At 34.8% G+C, this 19,605-nt stretch carries 16 protein-coding genes and 1 riboswitch; of the genes, 6 read left to right on the plus strand and 10 right to left on the minus strand.

Going from position 1 to position 19,605, the window contains the following annotated elements; all coding sequences use genetic code 11:
• The first annotated feature begins 69 nt into the window (after positions 1 to 69).
• The gene (locus AST99_RS03620) at positions 70 to 1,230 is read left to right on the plus strand and encodes an iron-containing alcohol dehydrogenase (RefSeq protein ID WP_057779257.1); all 1,161 of its coding nucleotides are present in this window, start codon (positions 70 to 72) and stop codon (positions 1,228 to 1,230) included.
• Positions 1,231 to 1,269: 39 nt separating this feature from the next.
• Positions 1,270 to 1,962, plus strand: coding sequence for a type 1 glutamine amidotransferase domain-containing protein (locus tag AST99_RS03625; protein WP_057779263.1), 693 nt, complete (start codon positions 1,270 to 1,272; stop codon positions 1,960 to 1,962).
• Positions 1,963 to 3,362: 1,400 nt separating this feature from the next.
• On the opposite strand, the gene AST99_RS03630 is transcribed toward AST99_RS03625, so the two are convergent.
• Complete coding sequence (locus AST99_RS03630) at positions 3,363 to 4,481, minus strand: DEAD/DEAH box helicase (RefSeq protein WP_057779265.1); 1,119 nt, start codon at positions 4,479 to 4,481, stop codon at positions 3,363 to 3,365.
• A 111-nt stretch (positions 4,482 to 4,592) separates the two neighbouring features.
• Here AST99_RS03630 and rlmF point away from each other — a divergent pair, with 111 nt between their 5' ends.
• Entirely contained in the window at positions 4,593 to 5,462 is an 870-nt protein-coding gene (gene rlmF / locus AST99_RS03635) for a 23S rRNA (adenine(1618)-N(6))-methyltransferase RlmF (RefSeq protein ID WP_057779656.1), read from the plus strand.
• A gap of 110 nt (positions 5,463 to 5,572) precedes the next feature.
• Here the strand turns inward: rlmF and AST99_RS03640 are convergent, their stop codons facing one another.
• Complete coding sequence (locus AST99_RS03640; RefSeq protein WP_057779267.1) at positions 5,573 to 7,126, minus strand: DEAD/DEAH box helicase; 1,554 nt, start codon at positions 7,124 to 7,126, stop codon at positions 5,573 to 5,575.
• 321 nt (positions 7,127 to 7,447) lie between these two features.
• On the opposite strand from AST99_RS03640, the gene AST99_RS03645 reads away from it, so the two are divergent.
• Positions 7,448 to 8,251 (plus strand): DUF1853 family protein, encoded by an 804-nt coding sequence (locus AST99_RS03645; RefSeq protein ID WP_057779270.1) that lies wholly within the window; start codon positions 7,448 to 7,450, stop codon positions 8,249 to 8,251.
• Positions 8,252 to 8,320: 69 nt separating this feature from the next.
• Here AST99_RS03645 and moeB read toward each other — a convergent pair whose 3' ends face one another.
• The 8 genes from moeB to thiS all read right to left on the minus strand — a co-directional run bounded on the left by moeB (position 8,321) and on the right by thiS (position 15,801).
• On the minus strand, positions 8,321 to 9,376 hold the full coding sequence (moeB, locus tag AST99_RS03650) for a HesA/MoeB/ThiF family protein (protein WP_057779271.1): 1,056 nt from the start codon (positions 9,374 to 9,376) through the stop codon (positions 8,321 to 8,323).
• Between the two features lie 16 nt (positions 9,377 to 9,392).
• Positions 9,393 to 10,505 (minus strand): 2-iminoacetate synthase ThiH, encoded by a 1,113-nt coding sequence (gene thiH / locus AST99_RS03655; RefSeq protein ID WP_057779273.1) that lies wholly within the window; start codon positions 10,503 to 10,505, stop codon positions 9,393 to 9,395.
• 3 nt (positions 10,506 to 10,508) lie between these two features.
• On the minus strand, positions 10,509 to 11,282 hold the full coding sequence (locus tag AST99_RS03660; RefSeq protein ID WP_057779658.1) for a thiazole synthase: 774 nt from the start codon (positions 11,280 to 11,282) through the stop codon (positions 10,509 to 10,511).
• Positions 11,275 to 11,934, minus strand: coding sequence for a thiamine phosphate synthase (gene thiE / locus AST99_RS03665; protein ID WP_057779275.1), 660 nt, complete (start codon positions 11,932 to 11,934; stop codon positions 11,275 to 11,277). The genes AST99_RS03660 and thiE overlap by 8 nt, the downstream gene beginning before the upstream one ends.
• Positions 11,931 to 12,713, minus strand: a complete 783-nt coding sequence (locus AST99_RS03670; RefSeq protein ID WP_083495594.1) for a hydroxymethylpyrimidine/phosphomethylpyrimidine kinase — start codon at positions 12,711 to 12,713, stop codon at positions 11,931 to 11,933. The genes thiE and AST99_RS03670 overlap by 4 nt, the downstream gene beginning before the upstream one ends.
• 216 nt (positions 12,714 to 12,929) lie before the next feature.
• Positions 12,930 to 13,514, minus strand: coding sequence for a thiamine phosphate synthase (locus AST99_RS03675; RefSeq protein ID WP_057779277.1), 585 nt, complete (start codon positions 13,512 to 13,514; stop codon positions 12,930 to 12,932).
• 134 nt (positions 13,515 to 13,648) lie between these two features.
• A complete protein-coding gene (gene thiC / locus AST99_RS03680; RefSeq protein WP_057779662.1) occupies positions 13,649 to 15,505 on the minus strand; it encodes a phosphomethylpyrimidine synthase ThiC in 1,857 nt (618 codons plus the stop codon).
• 92 nt (positions 15,506 to 15,597) lie between these two features.
• The gene (gene thiS, locus AST99_RS03685) at positions 15,598 to 15,801 is read right to left on the minus strand and encodes a sulfur carrier protein ThiS (RefSeq protein ID WP_057779280.1); all 204 of its coding nucleotides are present in this window, start codon (positions 15,799 to 15,801) and stop codon (positions 15,598 to 15,600) included.
• 77 nt (positions 15,802 to 15,878) lie between these two features.
• Positions 15,879 to 15,972, minus strand: a riboswitch (TPP riboswitch).
• 122 nt (positions 15,973 to 16,094) lie between these two features.
• Between thiS and recQ the strand changes: the two genes are divergently transcribed.
• Positions 16,095 to 18,221 carry a DNA helicase RecQ gene (recQ, locus tag AST99_RS03690; RefSeq protein ID WP_057779282.1) on the plus strand — a complete coding sequence of 709 codons (2,127 nt, stop codon included), beginning with the start codon at positions 16,095 to 16,097 and terminating at the stop codon, positions 18,219 to 18,221.
• Positions 18,222 to 18,278: 57 nt separating this feature from the next.
• Positions 18,279 to 19,508 (plus strand): porin family protein, encoded by a 1,230-nt coding sequence (locus AST99_RS03695; RefSeq protein WP_057779284.1) that lies wholly within the window; start codon positions 18,279 to 18,281, stop codon positions 19,506 to 19,508.
• The last annotated feature ends 97 nt before the right edge of the window (positions 19,509 to 19,605 follow it).

A 19,605-nucleotide genomic window follows, 5' to 3' on the forward strand; every position in this document is an offset into this window, starting at 1 on the left:
TATTTTCTTAAAGAATCGATGTAGTGCATAAATCAAGTAGGATTAATAACATATAAAAAATTTAAAATCATGAACAATTTTGAGTTTAAGAATCCAACAAAAATAATTTTCGGAAAAGATACAATTTCAAAATTATCCGAAGAATTACCAACAGATGCAAGAGTATTAATTCTGTATGGTGGTGGAAGTATCAAAAAGAATGGTATTTACGATCAAGTTAAGACAGCCTTAAAAGATATCAGTCATGTAGAGTTTGGTGGAATTCCTGCCAATCCAGAGTATTCGGTTTTGATGAAGGCTCTAAAAGTGATCAAAGAAGAAAGTATCACGTATTTATTAGCTGTAGGTGGTGGTTCTGTTATTGATGGTACAAAATTCCTATCGTCAGCTGCTTTATATGAAGGAGATTCACCTTGGGATATTTTAAAAGACAGCAAACGCACTGAAGTTGGAATGCCTTTTGGAACCGTTTTAACCTTACCTGCAACGGGATCTGAAATGAATTCTGGAGCAGTAATTACCAATGCTGAAACCAAGGAAAAACTAGGTATGGGCGGACCGGGATTATTTCCGCAGTTCTCTATTCTAGATCCGCAAGTGATACAATCTATTCCACAACGCCAATTGGTAAACGGAATAACCGATGCTTTTACTCATGTTTTAGAACAGTATATGACTTATCCGGCTGCTGCCCTACTCCAAGATCGATTTGCTGAAAGTATCATGCAAACGCTTTTAGAAGTCGCACCAACTATTTTGAAAGATTCGACAGATTATAATGCGGCTTCTAATTTTATGTGGAGTTGTACTATGGCCTTAAACGGATTAATCCAAAAAGGAGTGCCGACAGATTGGGCAGTGCATGCGATGGGGCACGAATTAACTGCGCTTTATGGTATAGATCATGCAAGAACTTTAGCGATAATTGCACCAAGTCATTATCAATACAACTTTGAAGCTAAGAAAGAAAAATTAGCACAGTATGCAGAACGTGTTTGGAACATTACTGAAGGCTCTATAGATGATAAAGCCTATGCTGCAATCGAAAAAACAGAATCCTTTTTTAATCAGATGGGTATTGAGACCAAACTCTCTAAATACACTGATGATTTTGACGGTACTGCAGAAATTATTGCCAAACGTTTTACAGAACGTGGTTGGCTAGGTTTAGGAGAACACAAATCTCTAAAACCAGAAGATGTCGAGCATATAGTCCACATGGCCTATTAAAAGTCAGGCATCTATTTATTAACTTAAAACAGAAATATTATGAATATTTTATTTGTATTAACATCTCACGATACCTTAGGAAATACAGGCAAAAAAACAGGCTTTTGGATTGAAGAATTCGCAAGTCCGTATTATGCCTTACTAGATAATGGTGCGCAAATTACAATTGCTACGCCTAAAGGTGGACAAGCGCCGATAGATCCAAGTAGTGATACTGAAGATGCAGCAACTGCAGCGACAAAACGTTTTGAAACAGATGCTGTTACTCAGGATCGCATTGCCAATACAGTGCCATTATCAACGATAAATGCTGCAGATTATGATGCTGTATTTTATCCAGGAGGTCATGGTCCACTTTGGGATTTAGCCAATGACGAAACGTCTATTAAATTAATAGAAAGCTTTAATGCTGCCGATAAACCTATCGGATTTGTATGTCATGCTCCAGCTGCTTTAAAAAGCGTGAAAAATGTAGATGGAACACCTTTAGTACAAGGAAAAGAGGTGACAGGATTTTCTAATACTGAAGAAGAGGCTGTACAATTAACAGATGTCGTGCCATTTTTAGTTGAAGACATGCTTAAAGAAAATGGAGCAACCTACTCTAAAGGAGATGATTGGGGCGTGCATGTGATTACTGATGGTAATTTAATTACCGGACAAAATCCAGCATCGTCTGAATTGGTAGCCGAGACGTTATTGAAGATAATTAAGCCTTTACAAAACGCATAGTTTATTTAGTACCCAATAATTAATTAAAAAGCCTTCATTCTTTTACAGATTGAAGGCTTTTATATTTTATACTTGAATATTAATGGGCATCGTGCGGAGTGAGATGTAGATTTAATAGCTCTCGACTCCGCTCGAGCATCCTTTTAATATACTGTATACATATAAGTTCATAACATAACCCAAAAATAAGTTCAGTATAAAGTTTCAAAATTAAAGGTCATCGAGCGGAGTCGAGATGGAGATTTAAAGCTCTCGACTCCGCTCGAGCACCCTTTGAGTATATTGTGTATCTGGATATTAATATTTTTACCCTAAACTAAGTTTAGGGTCATACCGATATAATTCAGTATTTATTAGAAGGCATTATTAGTGTGATGCTGAAACGAGTTCAGCATGACGAAGAGGTGTTTATATAATTAAGTGAAACTAAAAGCGCTTTTAGTATAAAGCTTTCAAATTAAAGGTCATCGAGCGGAGTCGAGATGTAGACTTGAAAGCTCTCGACTCCGCTCGAGCACCCTTTAAGTATATTGTTTATATGGATATTCATATTATCACCTTGAATTAAGTATAAGGTCATACCGATATAATTCAAATTTTATTAGAATGCAGTACTAGTGCGATGCTGAAACGAGTTCAGCATGACGAAGAGGTGATTATTTAAACAAGTGTAACTAATAGCGCTTTTGAGTATGAAACTTTCAAATTAATGGTCATCGAGCGGAGTCGAGATAGAGATGTAAAGCTCTCGACTCCGCTCGAGCACCCTTTAAGTATATTGTTTATATGGATATTCATATTATCACCTTGAATTAAGTATAAGGTCATACCGATATAATTCAAATTTTATTAGAATGCATTATTAGTGCGATGCTGAAACGAGTTCAGCATGACGAAGAGGTGTTTATGTAATTAAGTATAACTAAAAGCGCTTTTGAGTATAAAGCTTTAAAAATAAAGGTCATCGAGCGGAGTCGAGATGGAGATTTAAAGCTCTCGACTCCGCTCGAGCACCCTTTGAGTATATTATGTACATGGATATTAGTATTCTTAACCTAAATTAAGTTTAGGGGCACACCGATATTATTCAGTATTTATTAGAATACAGTACTAGTGTGATGCTGAAACGAGTTCAGCATGACGAAGAGTGTTTAAGTAATTAAGTGTAACTAAAAGCGCTTTTGAGTATGTAACTTTCAAAATAAAGGTCATCGAGCGGAGTCGATATGGAGATTTAAAGCTCTCGACTCCGCTCGAGCACCCTTTTAATATACTGAATACATATGAGTTCATAACATAACCCAAAAATAAGTTCAGTATTAAACTTCAAAATAAAGGTCATCGAGCGGAGTCGAGATGGAGATTTAAAAGCTCTTGACTCTGCTCGAGCCCCTTCTATATTATATAGAAATCTCTTTAAATTTAATACCTAATTCTTTATTCATTTCATGAATGCGTTTTAATTCACTACCTAAAATTAAGGCAATAGATTGTCCTGTTTTTCCTGCACGTGCTGTACGTCCGCTACGGTGAGTATAATATTCTATATGTTCTGGTAACTGATGGTGTAAGACAAAAGCCAAATCATTTACATCGATACCACGAGCTGAAACATCTGTAGAAATTAGAACTTGTAAATTTCCTTTTTTAAAGGCACGCATTACTTTTTCACGATCACGTTGTTGCATATCGCCTTCTAAAGCTTCAACAGAAAACCCTTCTTCTTTTAAAAACTCGGTTAAGGTGTTTGTTCCTGCCTTTGTTCTACAGAAAATAATACCACGATCGTCTGGTCTGGCTTCTAAAAGTCCAAGAATAACGTTTTGCTTTTGGTCTATAGTTGTAGTAATATAGGTGTGAGAAATATTCGCGTTTACAAGTTCATTTTTATTAATCACCACACGAACCGCTTTTGGGGACATATAATGATCGATAATGTGTTGTATACCAGATGGAATAGTTGCAGAAAACAACCACGTATTTTTAGACGTAGGTGTATGATCTAGTATTTTTGTTAGGGCATCTTTAAAGCCCATACTTAGCATTTCGTCGGCTTCATCTAAAATCACGGTGTTTACTTTTCTAAGATCGATGACTTTACGGTCTAGTAAATCGTTTAAACGTCCAGGCGTAGCTACAATAACATGTGTGGTACGTTTTAAATTCTGAATTTGAATGTCTATTTTTTCTCCTCCATAAACGCCTTCAACAAATATTTTTGCTTCACAGTATTTAGTGAATTTAAAGAGCTGCTTTTTTATTTGCTGTACAAGTTCGCGTGTTGGTGCTAATATTAAAGCCTGTACATGTTTAGAATTTGGATCTATATTTTGAAGCATTGGCAAACCAAATGCAGCTGTTTTTCCAGTTCCTGTTTGAGCTAATCCAACAAAATCTGTTTTAGATTTTAATAAAACAGGGATTGCTTTTTCTTGAATATCGGATGGGTATTTAATCCCCAGTTCTTTTAAAGCTTGTATATATTCGTGTTCTACACCTAAGTGTTTAAATGTTGCCATAATAATTATTTCTGTTTGCAAAGGTATACTAATTTAAAGTGCATTCTAATACAATTTTCGAATTCTAAAATGTTGCTTAATTTTAGTTTATCTTTGTCGCAAATTATATCTATGCACTCTAATAATAAGCATAAAAAATCATACGATTTTGATGCATTAATACAAGCGTATCCTAAACTAAAATCGTTTGTTTTTACTAGTCCGTTAACCCAACAAAAAACCATTCATTTCGATAAAAGTGATGCGGTTTTTCATTTAAATAAAGCCCTTCTTATTGCCGATTACGGTTTAACCGATTGGAGGATTCCTAAGGGATATTTATGTCCGCCCATTCCTGGACGTGCAGATTATATTCATCATATACACGATCTTTTAGAGGTTGAAAAAGATTCTGAAAATGTGAAAGGTTTAGATATTGGTGTTGGTGCCAATACCATCTACCCTATTTTAGGAGCTCAGATTTACGATTGGAAAATGGTGGGTTGTGATACGAGTTTGAGTGCTGTAGAAAGTGCGAAACACAATGTAGGCTTAACACCAGAATTACTTAAAAAGATAGAGATACGTTTACAACCCGATCCGGCACATATTTTTGAAGGCGTGATTAAAGCTGATGAAACATTTACGTTTACCATGTGTAATCCGCCATTTTTCGGATCTGAAGAAGAAGCAACACGTACTACTAAGCAAAAGCTTAAGAATCTTAAAAAATCCGGTCCTGCAGAATTAAATTTTGGTGGTCAAGCACACGAATTGTGGTGTAATGGTGGCGAAGCTTTATTTATAAAACGCATGATTAAGCAAAGTGTAGTTTTTAAATCGCAAGTGCATTGGTTTACGACTTTAGTCTCTAAACAAGAAAACTTAAGCAAGTTGAAAAAGCAGTTAGATAAACTAAAAGCAACCCATAAAACCATAGCTATGGAACAGGGTAATAAAAAAAGTAGAATTTTAGCTTGGTCGTTTCCGACAGTAGAATAAGTGTTAAGTTTTTATAACACATAAAAAAAAGGTCATTCAGTAATAAACGGAATGACCTTTTTTATGTTAATTGGTTTTAGTTTGTTACTAAACCCCTTTATTATGTTTTATTATTCTTCTGGAGGGAATCCGTTAATTTCTTCAAATAAATCATCAAAATTCTCACGAATATAAGCTCTTAGTTTTTTACGGTAATCGTCGCGTAACCATTCAACAAAGTTAAATGTACTTTTACTAATACATTTGGTATAACGCTGAATACGATAATCAATATCGTCTCCTAGTTTTTTAGCTAAATCTAAGGCATCATACATGTCTTCACTGTTTTCAGTACATATATAAGCATGATGACGAATAGAACGCTCTAAAACTACTTTAGACGATTCCCCTTTTCTAATAGAATCAATGTACGTTTTCTTGACATCGAAATAGACTGAGTTAGATTTTCCAAACTCAGCACGTAATTCGTCTGGCATTTCGTATCTAAAATTCTCTTCTAATTCTTCATCACTCATAATTCCATCTAAATAGAAATTAGGAGATCTAAATATCTTTTGCCAATCTAAATCTGCTCCCCAAGGTCCGAAACGATGGAAGTTATTACCTAAATCGATCACGTTAAATTTCGATTTGTTCTTCAGAATACGAGATCCACGACCAATCATTTGGTAGTATAATGTTAATGATTTTGTTGCACGATTCAAGATAATTGAATCAACTGTAGGCTCATCAAAACCTGTAGTTAAAATACTTACCGATGTTAGAATTGCATCTGGCGTTTCTTTAAACCACTTTAATATTTTTTTACGCTCTTTTTTAGTATTGGTATTGTCTAAATGTGCGACATTGTAACCTGCAGCTCTAAACGTATCGTATACATGAAGCGAGGTGTTAATACCATTATTAAAGATTAGCGTTTTCTTGTGTTTAGAACGTTCTTCGTAAGCCTGAATTAATTTACCAAGCATATCGCTATTGGTGTACAGGTCTTCAGACGATTTTACAGTATAGTCTCCATTGGCTCCTACAACTAAAGAGGTTAGTCCAACATTATAAGAGTATACTTCTGCACGGGCTAAAAATTCGTTTTCAATTAGGGATTGAATAGATTCTCCAACGATTAATTCGTTGTAATTATCATTCATTGGTAATTTAATATTCGAACTTAAAGGCGTAGCTGTTACCCCTAGAATAAATGATTTTTCGAAGAACTTAAATAATTTAGTGAAAGAGTTGTAATGCGCTTCATCAATAATCACTAAACCAATATCAGAAATATCTAATTTACCATCATTTAATCTGTTATTAAGCGTTTCAACCATCGCTACAAAACAACTAAAGTCGGCTTGGTCTTCTAAATTTGCTTTACTATGAATCACTTTATTAGAGACACCAAACTCGGTTAACATTCCCGACGTTTGCTTACATAATTCTATACGGTGCGTCATTACAAGCACCTTTTTATTATGATGCTTTAGGTATTGCCTCACAATTTCAGAAAAGATTACAGTCTTTCCACCACCTGTAGGTAATTGATATAATAAATGGTAATCTTCCGCGGCTTCTTCAAAACATTGAAATATCTTGTTTATGGCTCCACGTTGATAACTATATAAATCTTTTCCGGCGTTTCTTTCTGCTAAATCTGTAGCTGTAACTGACATTTATAATAGGTTTTAAGGAATGCAAAAATAAGGCCTTTTCTAGGGTTTTTATGCATGATTCACTAGAAATTATTTGAATTGAGACTATTAACGACTTAATTATTTGAAAATCACTCACTAAAAGTTTGTAAATAAAAAGTTAATGGCATACAAATTAATGTATTTAAAGGCTTTACACTTATGTAATTATATTAACAAAGAGTCATGAAAAAGTTCATAAATTATCGGGGTAAATCTTAGAAATTATTTGTAAGTGTTAGCAGAAAAAGTTGCATGTGACTACATATAAACCCTTACATTTATATTTCAAAATACAAGAGTATGAAATCTGTTTACAAACAATATTTAGGATATCGTGATACACCGCAACTTTGGGAAGGTATGTCTGAGCAAGGTTTGGAGCAATTTAAGATGCCTATAATCCAAGATGGTAATTTTGATGATATTATAGATGAAAATTTACGTTTAGGAAAACGTGTAGAGCGTTTTGTAAGTTTTGAATTAAACCAATTACCTGATGTTGAAATAATAGTAGAGAATATTCAAATACAGCAAGAGAAACGTACTTTAGGTGAGCTAGACTGTATTTTAAAACACGGAAATACATACAAACATCTTGAAATCGTGTATAAATTCTATTTATACGATCCGGAAGTTGGCACAACCGAATACGAACATTGGATAGGCCCTAATAGAAAAGATTGTTTAGTTGATAAATTAAGTAAATTAAAAGATAAACAACTTCCTTTACTGTATCGTCCTGAAACGTTAAATTATTTAAATACGCTACAATTAAATACTGATACGGTGTCGCAGCAGGTCTATTTTAAAGCTCAATTGTTTGTGCCTTATATGCAGACTAAAGACGTGTGTAAAGCCTTAAATCCTGCATGCATAGCTGGATTTTATGTTCATTATGGTGACTTACATCACTTTGCAGATTGTAAATTTTATATCCCAGAAAAAGTAAATTGGTTGTGCGCTATCGAAACACAAATAGCATGGCTTACGTATTCACGCTTTTTAGAGCTTATAGAATCTGTAATGCGCAATAAAACATCACCTTTATGTTGGGTAAAACAACCTAATGGTTTAACTAAAAAATGCTTCATAGTCTGGTGGTAACTCCCATACTTTACGCTATTCAACTTTACGATTTATAGTATAAAATATACTGATGCTGTGCTAGTAAAATTAGATAGGCTGCTGTAATCCATCTTTTAAATTATACAACTTATTTTTAATTTTTAAAGACTTTAAAATCTCAATCGCTTGAGTACTACGTTTCCCAGATTGGCAGTAAACCAAAATGGATTTTTTAGTGTCGATTTCGAAATACCGTTGACTTAATTCTTTAAGTGGAATATGATAATCGTGAGACAAATGAAACATATTATGCTCCTTTTCTGTACGGACATCTAAAACAAATAAATTGTCTTTATGCTTTAAATATTCAGAGAAGGTTAGCGATTTCATAGACGTATTTACGTTGTAATCTTCTTCGACATCTGCAATATAGGTGACATGAGAATGTACCGTTTTTTCGTAAGTCAACATATTCTGACTCATGCTTAGGGCATTAAAAACCAATAGTTTTCCAGAAAGGACCTCCCCGATTTCGCATATCATTTTAATGACTTCGTTAGATTGTAATAAACCTACTATACCTGGCAAAACTCCCAGAACACCAGCTTCTTCACAATTTAAACTATCTTCTGATGCTTTAGGAAATAAACATCTATATGTTGGTCCGTTTTTATAATTATAAACCGTAACCTGACCTTCAAACTTAAAAATAGATCCAAAAACTACAGGTTTTTCTGCAAGAACGGCGGCATCATTTACCAAATAACGTGTGTTAAAATTGTCTGTTCCGTCTACAATAATATCGTATTGTTTAAACAGTTTAATAGCATTAGACTTGCTTAAACGTTCAATATAAGATTTGAATTTTACAAATTTATTCAGCTGTTCTAACTTAGAAATAGCACAGGACACTTTAAATTTTCCTATGTCATTATAACCGTATAATACTTGACGTTGTAAATTGGTTTGATCTACGCTATCATGGTCTATCACACCAATAGTACCCACACCTGCAGCAGTTAAATATTGTAAAATTGGACATCCAAGTCCGCCAGCGCCTACCACTAAAACTTTGGAAGCTTTTAATTTATTCTGACCCTCTACGCCAATATCCTCTAAAGCTAAATGACGTTTATATTGTAAATGTTCTTCTTTATATAACATGCTGTAAATTTAATAATTATTGCCAATTGTTCTCCCAATCTTTCCAAACAACTTCTAAACCTTGTGATTTTAACATGTTTGTAAACGATTCTGTAGAGCGTTCGTCTGAAATTTCAAATTGTTCTAACGATTGTTTTTCAACGACATAGCCTCCAGGATTGGTTTTGGATTCGGCACTAATAGAGGTTATGCCTAAGTGTACAATATGATCTCTAAACAGTTCGCTTTCGCGAGTCGACATCGATAATTCTAAATCTTCATCTAATAATCTAAACGCACAAATAAGTTGAACCAAATCGCGGTCTGTCATTTCAACTTTAGGTTCTAATCCGCCTGAAAACGGACGTAAACGCGGAAATGACATAGAATATTTTGTTTTCCAATAGGTTTTCTGAAGGTATTTAAAATGAAGTGCTGTAAAAAAACTATCTGCTCTCCAATCTTCCAAACCATACAAGCTGCCTAATCCTATTTTATGAATTCCAGCTTTCCCTAAGCGATCAGGAGTGGCTAAGCGATAATCGAAATTAGATTTTTTACCTTTAGGGTGATGCTTTCTGTATTCGTCACGATGGTAAGTTTCTTGATATACTAATACGGCATACAATCCATGCTCAATGAGTAATTCGTACTCATCTTGATCTAGAGGTTGAACTTCAATGGTAATATTTGAAAATTGAGACCGTATTAATTGAATGGCATGTTTCAAATATTCAACACCTACGGTACGGTTGGCTTCTCCTGTAACTAATAGGATATGATCATAACCTTTCGACTTTAAATAGGCCGTTTCTTTTAAAATTTCAGCATCTGTTAAGGTTCTTCTCGGAATCTTATTGGTCATACTAAATCCGCAATACGTACAAATGTTTTGACATTCGTTACTCAGATACATAGGTGCATACATTTGTATGGTATTGCCAAAACGTTTTTTAGTAATCTGCTGACTGAGTCGCGCCATGGTTTCTAAATGCGGTTGAGCCGCCGGAGAAATTAAAGCTTTAAAATCTTCTAAATCACGAGTCGTTTTAGCTAATGCTGTTAAGACATTTTGTTCGGTTTTAGCATTAATGCTACCTAAAGTATCTTCCCAGTTATAAGTATCTAAAATGGTTTTAAAAGTAGACATGGTTTAGATATTTAGAAAACTTGTTAGCGGACTACTAGCTTCTGCGGTTTGTCTGGATGGAGCTAGTTTAGCATTAAAAGCCATACGTCCAGCTTGAACTGCCAATTTGAACGATATTCCCATGTCAACTGGGTTTTGAGATACTGCAATAGCTGTATTAACAAGCACAGCATCTGCACCTAATTCCATGGCATGAGCAGCATGCGACGGACTCCCTATTCCTGCATCTACAATTACAGGGACATTACTTTGGGCAATAATAATTTCTAGAAACTCTAAAGTTTTTAAACCTTTATTACTTCCAATAGGCGCTCCTAAAGGCATCACGCATTGCACACCCACATCTTCTAAACGTTTGCACAATACCGGATCGGCATGAATATATGGCATAACTACGAAACCTTCCTTAACAAGTATTTCAGCAGCTTTTAATGTTTCAATAGGATCCGGTAATAAATATTTTGGATCTGGATGAATCTCCAATTTTATCCAATTTGTATTTAAAGCTTCTCGAGATAAATTAGCAGCAAACACAGCTTCTTCAGCTGTTCTTACTCCAGAGGTATTAGGTAATAAATGTATAGATGAATGATTTAAATGAGTTAAGATATCATCTTTATTATCAGTAGTATCAACACGTTTTAAAGCCACCGTTACTAGTTCACTTTCTGAAGCTAAAATGGCAGATCTCATCAATTCAGAATTACTGAATTTACCTGTTCCTGTGAATAATCGAGAACTAAAGGTTTTGTCTGCAATGGTTAAATTATCATGCATCATCGTCTGTTTTATTCATTTTATAAACTTGTTCTTGTGTACTCGGACCGTTTAAACCAGTATTAAATTGAGAGATGGTATTGAAGTTTTTTGTGATGTCTGTAGATACCGCAACACCATGAATACCGGTAGATATAAGTTCTGGTATATCACTTAATGTAATCCCTCCAACGGCAATAATTGGCATGTCGGAATCTAGTTTATTCACAATGTCTTGATACGCATTAACACCCAATATTGGTCCCAAATTAGATTTTGTAGTGGTAAATCTAAACGGTCCTAAACCAATATAATCTACTTTTTTATCAATAAGGGTTTTGCAATCTTCTAGTGTATTGGCAGTACCACCTATGCGATACCATTTTCCTAGATACTCGCGAACTTCTAGTGGGCAACCATCATCTTTCCCTAAATGCACACCATCTGCATTTACAGCTTTAGCAATTTTATAAAAGTCGTTTATAATTAAGCGGGTTTGAAAATGCATGGTGATTTCTCTCGCTTTTTTTGCCGTCTCTAATACTACAGCTTCATCAAAATTCTTCATACGTAGCTGAATCCAATCTGCTCCAGAACTACAAGCGTTTTGTATGTATTCTAGGTGTTGTTCTGCTGTATCTCCTTGTGTAATATAATGTAATTTGCTAATCATAAATTATTGTAATTATGCGTTCCTAATAAGGAATTGTTAGAACTTAAAAAATACTCTGCATACTGTTTTGCTAATTTGCAAGCATCTTCTAAAGGTAATTGTTTTGCAACATAAGAGGCTAATGCTGCAGATAATACACAACCACTCCCGTGTTTATCATGAACGGCGTGTGGTCCTGGTTTAAAATTGATTTGTACAATACCACTGTGGTAAATTTCATCCCAGCCTTTTTTATCGTTTCTATGCCCTCCTTTTAAATAAATATTGGTTTGTGCAGAAATAAAAGCAATAGTTTCTGAAATGGTTTTACGAGGAAACAAATTCTGGATTTCGTTATAATTGGGTGTTATAAAATAACACTTTTCTAAAATAGCGCTAAACACATCTATGTCTGTTGACTCATGAAACTCAAAGCCTGAACTCGCTTTTAAAATAGGATCTAAAATAATCTTGATATTTGGATTTAACCTAACCACGGTCTCTGTAACCTTAGATAATACAGACCAAGATTCAATAATACCAATTTTAACGACTCCAATTGAAAAGCGCTCAAACAAGGTTTCAATTTGTTTGATAATAATATGCGATTCAATCCAAACACAATCTTTAAAATTAATATCATTTTGAACTGTTACCGCAGTACACACCGATAAGCCATACAACCCATGAGCTTCAAATGTTTTAATATCTGACGTAATACCGGCACCGCTGGAAGGATCGAGCCCGGCTATAGTTAGAATACAATTGTTAATGGGTTGCATGGTATTGTTTTTTATCATGTGTTTTTAGCTTTAGTTGGAATAATATGCTCTGTTTTAATATTATATTCTTTCTGTGTTGTGAACTTGAATTCGTTTCAATTCACAATAATATTTCACTTTATGTGATGCTGAAACGCGTTCAGCATGACGACGAAAACAACATTCTATTTCTAAAAGTTGAATATACCGTCACCCTGAAAGTTGTTCAGGGTCTCATTATTTTGAAATTTAATTTCAAAACTGTTTCTGCATTTTTCTAAATACGTCTACAGGACTTTCATTATTCCAAATACCACCCAAAACACCTACACCTTTATAGCCTAAATGTTTAAATGTTTCAATGTTTGAATCGGTAACGCCGCCCATACCAATGATTGTTTTATCAATATGATTCACATCGAAGCCGCGACCTTCATAACCTTGTTTTGATATAGATGAAAACACTGGGCTTAATAAATGATAATCGAATTCGAAATAACACGTCTCAAGTTGGTCTGGTTCATGAAAGGATGAACTTATAGTTTTACCAAACATGTTCAGATTTTTAAAATACTGACCAGGATTATCGATATGATCTATGCGCTTTTGCTCTTGAAAATGAATGCCTTTTAAAGGATATGTATTTACCAATTCATGATAATAATGCACTACAATTCTGTTGTGATATTGAGCATCTATCTGATTTAAATAAGTTACATGTTCATCAAAAGTTTTGTTAGGCTTTCTTAGATGGTAATATTCTAAACCCGCTTTAAATAACTGATGTAGAATTTCAATTTCGTTTGGAACATCTGTTTCTGGCGCTATAAGTACAATCATATTAAGATATTTTCTATTATAAAGGTTTTGTTTTTCTGAGTTTGACTCAGAATCTCACAAGTTTAGGTTGTTTTGATATATTGTTCTTTTTCTTAATGTGATGCTGAATCGAGTTCAGCATCACAGATTCGGTTTTAAAGATACACTTCGCTTCCTTTGTCTTTAAATTCTTGTGCTTTTTCTTCCATCCCTTTTGCAAACACTTCATCACCTTTCACCTCGTTTACCGCAGCAAAATCACGGACTTCTTGTGAAATTTTCATCGAACAGAATTTTGGTCCGCACATCGAACAAAAATGGGCAATTTTAGCACCTTCTGCAGGCAATGTTTCATCATGATATTCGCGTGCCAATTCTGGATCGAGAGCCAAATTAAACTGATCTTCCCATCTAAATTCAAAACGCGCTTTACTTAAGGCATCGTCGCGATGTTGAGCTCCAGGATGACCTTTAGCTAAATCCGCCGCATGAGCTGCTAGTTTATAAGTGACTACGCCTGTACGGACATCGTCTTTATTAGGCAGACCTAAATGCTCTTTAGGTGTCACGTAACATAACATGGCACAACCAAACCAGCCAATCATAGCCGCTCCAATTCCTGAAGTTATATGATCATAACCCGGTGCGATATCTGTGGTTAACGGACCTAAAGTATAAAAAGGTGCTTCTTCGCAAGCCTCTAACTGCTTGTCCATATTCGCTTTTATCATATGCATTGGTACGTGGCCAGGACCTTCAATAAAGGTTTGTACATCATGTTTCCATGCAATTTTTGTCAGTTCTCCCAGTGTTTCTAATTCTGCAAATTGCGCTTCGTCATTCGCATCGGCAATACAACCTGGGCGTAGGCCATCTCCTAAAGAAAAGGCTACATCGTAAGCTTTCATGATTTCGCAAATCTCTTCAAAATGGGTGTATAAAAAACTTTCTTTATGATGAGCCAAACACCATTTTGCCATGATTGATCCACCACGAGACACAATTCCTGTAATGCGTTTTGCTGTCATAGGCACATAACGCAAACGGACACCCGCGTGAATGGTAAAATAATCGACACCTTGCTCAGCTTGTTCTATTAGCGTGTCTCTAAAAATCTCCCATGTTAAATCTTCGGCTTTACCATTTACTTTTTCTAAAGCTTGATAAATGGGTACGGTTCCGATAGGTACAGGTGAATTACGAATGATCCATTCACGCGTTTCATGAATATTTTCACCAGTTGATAAATCCATAATATTATCGGCGCCCCAACGACACGCCCAAACCGCTTTTTCAACTTCTTCTTCTATACTAGATGTCGTAGCAGAATTCCCAATATTGGCATTAATTTTCACTAAAAAATTTCGACCTAAAATCATCGGTTCACTTTCAGAGTGATTAATATTAGAAGGTAATACTGCACGACCACGAGCAATTTCTTCTCTCACAAATTCTGGTGTGATTTTTTCTGGAATAGATGCTCCAAAATCTTGTCCGCCATGCTGTTTAGATAAGCGGATTGCTTCATCAATTTTCTGATTTTCACGAATGGCTACATATTCCATTTCTGGTGTGATTATCCCTTGTCTGGCATAATGCATTTGCGATACATTTTTACCAGGTTTGGCACGTAACGGTTTTTTAAGATCAGAAAACCGTAAGTGATCTAAACTCGTATCGGCCAACCTTTCGTTACAATATTGCGATGAAAACGATTCTAATTGTTCTACATCTCCACGTTGTAATACCCAAGGTTCTCGAATGCGTTCAATCCCTTTATGTACATTAATATTTTTTGCAGGATCTGTATATGGTCCGGAAGTATCATAAACCGTTACAGGCTGATTTGGTGTTTTTTGTTTTGTCATTGAGTCAACCGTGTCACTTAGCGTGATTTCTCGCATAGCAACTTGTAGTTCAGGAAATAATGTGCCTTGAACGTACACTTTTTTCGAACTTGGGAATGGCTGTCTCGTGACTCCGTTTTTTGGTGCAGTGTCTTTTTTCTTCATGGTATTCATTACATTAAGATGCAATCGGTAAAGCGATTGCACCGAATTAATTACAGTACATTAAGTATGTGATATGTAAAAAATAAACGTGTCTATCCGCCCTGAGTCGCTTGTATAATCAGGATGTTATCATTATTAGAAACCTTGACATTGTCCCAATTAGATTTTGGTATAACGGTGTTGTTTACAGCTACAGCTATACCGTTTTGTATTGGACTAAGTTTAGAAATGATGGTTGCTAGAACACTATGTTCGGCAACTTGGTGAATAGCATTGTTTACGTTTATAGATATCATAATCTTGATTTAGATAATTTTCCATAAACTTTTAAAGGATAAACCGAAATTGAATATCGGTTTTAATGAAATGATTTTGAAAAGACTTAACTTTTTCCTCCGGCTGTATCAACAGCTTCAGGTTCAAAGGATATTTCTCAAACTATTAAATAGTTACTCCTAAAGTTTATTTTATACTTCAAATTTAAAGGAATTAAATGGAATGAAACAAATTATTTCAGTAGAAATTAAAAAAAATGTTTTGTTGTTTTATAAGTTGTTTCCCGTAATTTTGCGTTTCGAAAATAAAACGCATGCCCATACCCAATTATAAAAATCTTTTACTTCCCACTTTAAAAAAACACTTTGGTTACGATGGTTTTCGTGCTCAACAGCAAGATATTATTGAATATGTTCTTGAAGGTAATGATGCCTTGGTTATTATGCCAACTGGAGGCGGAAAATCAATGTGTTTTCAAGTCCCAGCCTTGCTTTTTGAGGGATTAACTATAGTTGTTTCTCCGTTAATTGCATTAATGAAAGATCAAGTAGACGGACTAAAAGCCAATGGTATTGCTGCTAATTTTTACAATAGCAGCCAGTCTGCAGTAGAACAAGAAGCCATTTTAGAGCAAGTAGTAAAGGCAGAATTAAAATTACTGTATGTCGCACCAGAAAGTCTATCGGGGCTCTCTAATATTTTAAATGCCCGTTATGTAAGTTGTATTGCTATAGACGAAGCGCATTGTATATCGTCTTGGGGACACGATTTTCGTCCGTCGTACCAACAACTCGGATTTCTAAAAAAATCTTTACCCAATATTCCAATTATTGCGCTAACGGCTACGGCAGATAAAGCCACGCGTCAGGATATTTTAGATCAGCTTCAAATTCCAAATGCACAACAATTTATTTCGTCTTTCGATAGGCAAAATATTTCTTTAGAAGTACGTTCGGGAACAGAAAAAGTGAAACAGATTATCAGTTTCGTCAAAAAACACCCTAATGAATCTGGGATTATTTATTGCTTAAGTAGAAAAAACACCGAAGAACTAGCTAAAAAATTAAATAGTAATGGTGTTCCAGCTACGGCTTATCATGCAGGACTTAGCTTTGATGAACGCAGTAAAGTTCAAGAAGATTTTGTGTACGATACTACTCAAGTGGTTTGCGCCACTGTAGCGTTTGGAATGGGAATTGACAAATCAAATGTCCGCTGGGTAATTCATCATAATATGCCTAAAAACATTGAAGGCTATTATCAAGAAATTGGTCGTGGTGGCCGTGATGGTTTACAGGCTCATGCCCTACTTTTTCATAGTTATGCTGATGTGATTCAGCTAAGACGATTTGCTTCAGGAGCTGCTAATGAAGATGTTCAAATTGCAAAATTAGAACGTATGAAGCAGTTTAGTGAAGCCACAACTTGTAGACGAAAAATTTTACTGAGTTACTTCGGGGAATTGTTAGAAACCAATTGCGGGAATTGTGATGTTTGTAAAAATCCGCCACAAATTTTCGATGGTACTATCATTGCTCAGAAAATACTATCTGCAGTGTATCGTTTAAAAGAACAAGAAGCGATAGGAACCATTTTAGATGTGCTTCGCGGTTCGCATAATGCTAATGTTTTAGAGAAAGGTTACGACAAATTAAAAACTTTTGGTATTGGTAAAGATATCGCTTGGAAAGATTGGCAGCATTTTATCATTCAACTTATAAATCAAGGGTATTGTGAGATTGCCTTCCATAAAAATAATGCCTTACATCTCACCGAATTCTCTAAAAATGTATTATTTAAAGGCGCAAAAGTCTCTTTAACACGACCTGTACATATTGCAGAACCTAAAGTTGCAGAAAAACCAAAACGTACTAAAGTGAAGCGTGGTGCTTCTAAAGCTGCCGCAGACTCACTATTTGAGCGTTTACGCCAATTGCGTTATAAGATTTCTAAGGAAGAAAATATTCCGGCCTATCTTATTTTTAGTGATAAAACGTTGATAGAAATGGAACGCGATCGCCCAATGAGCATCATGGATTTAATGGATGTTAGTGGTGTTGGTCAACATAAAGCGGAAACCTATGGAGATGAATTTATAGAAGAAATTATGAAATTCTTGGGTTCGAAACCCAAGAAAGAGAAAAAACGTGCGACACATTTAGTGACCTACGACTTGTATAAAAAAGGCTTGTCTATAGAAGAAATTTCCATGCAACGTAAACTAAGAGATACTACTATTTATTCCCATATTGCCAAGCTTCATAGTGATGGGAAAGATATAAATATTTACGATTTTGTATCTAAACGCGAAGTTGAAGATGTTAAAAAAGCTAAAGCAACTATTGAAGGATCGACTTCATTAAAAGCATATTACGACTACTTTGATGAACAGTTGGATTACTTTAAAATTCGTTTAGCACTAAGTGTTATAGATAATTAAAAATGTGTATTCTTTTAAAAAAGAGTTTATTAAATTCGTAATGCCTATTAATCATATATGAAAAAGCTTATCAAACCAACTTTTTATTCATTCATATTCCTTTTGTTCACTACTTTCAGTTACGGACAGGAAGACAATATTCAAACTAATGATTCATCGGCTGTAAAAGAACAAAATATTAACATTGAATATACAGACGAAGGATTTGAATTTAAAACTGCCGACGAAAAATTTGCACTTCATATCGAATCACGTTTACAGTTTAGATTCTCCACGCCTAGTGATTTAAACCCCGTAACTTACGATGAGATTTACTCGGATAAGGAAACTGTTTTTAAAATTAATAGAGCACGTTTAAAAGTGGGCGGTCATGCGTTTCAATCTTGGTTAAAATACTATTGGGAATACGAATTATCTGCTAGTAATCTGATGGATTTTAGAGTGATGATTGAAAAGTATTCATTTTTTAACATTAAAGTAGGACAATGGAAAACGTATTATAATAGAGAACGTGTAATTTCTTCTGGAAAACAACAAATGGCAGACCGTTCTATTTTAACACGCCCTTTTACGCTTGATAGACAACAGGGTGTTGAATTTTATGGTAGAATAGCACCTAGTAAATATACAGATTTTACATACAACGCTTCGGTATTAACAGGAACTGGACGTGGAGCTTCAGAAAACGACGATAATCATTTAATGTATGTTGGGCGTTTGCAATATAATTTATTAGGGCGTGAGTTAAGTTTTACAGGATCAGACTTGGCTTATCATGATAACTTCACCGGTTTAATTGCTGTAGCAGCAGCTACAAATAGAAGTCCATACACACGGTTTTCGCAAGCAGGCGGCGGACAATTAGAAGGGTTTGAAGACGGTGTAGACGGACAATACAAAGCAAATCAATATTTATTAGAAACTGCATTTATGTATAAAGGTTTGTCTTGGCAAAATGAATTTCATTCTAAAGAAATTCACGATTTTGTGAATAATGAAACTACAACTTTAAAAGGTGCGTATTTTCAAACAGGATACTTTTTTCATAATATCTGGCCTAAGTTTCCAAAACCATTAGAAATTGCAGGACGTTATGCGTATTACATTCCAAATACAGATTTATCCAATAATTTAGAAGAAGAATTTGTTTTGGCGTTTAACTGGTTTTTTAAAGGGCATCGAAATAAATTAACTTCTGAGGTGACGTATTTCAATTTTCAAGATCCCTTGGGAGTTAATTATGATAACGGATTACGTTTTAGAGTACAATGGGATATTTCCTTTTAAAACTTAAATATTTTCAACACGAATCAAAGCGCGAAATGGCAGTAATATGTCCGTAAAAATTAGTATTTTTCGCCACCTTTTAAACTCCTTAAATTAT

It is taken from the genome of Formosa algae, assembly GCF_001439665.1.
Lineage (GTDB): Bacteria > Bacteroidota > Bacteroidia > Flavobacteriales > Flavobacteriaceae > Formosa > Formosa algae.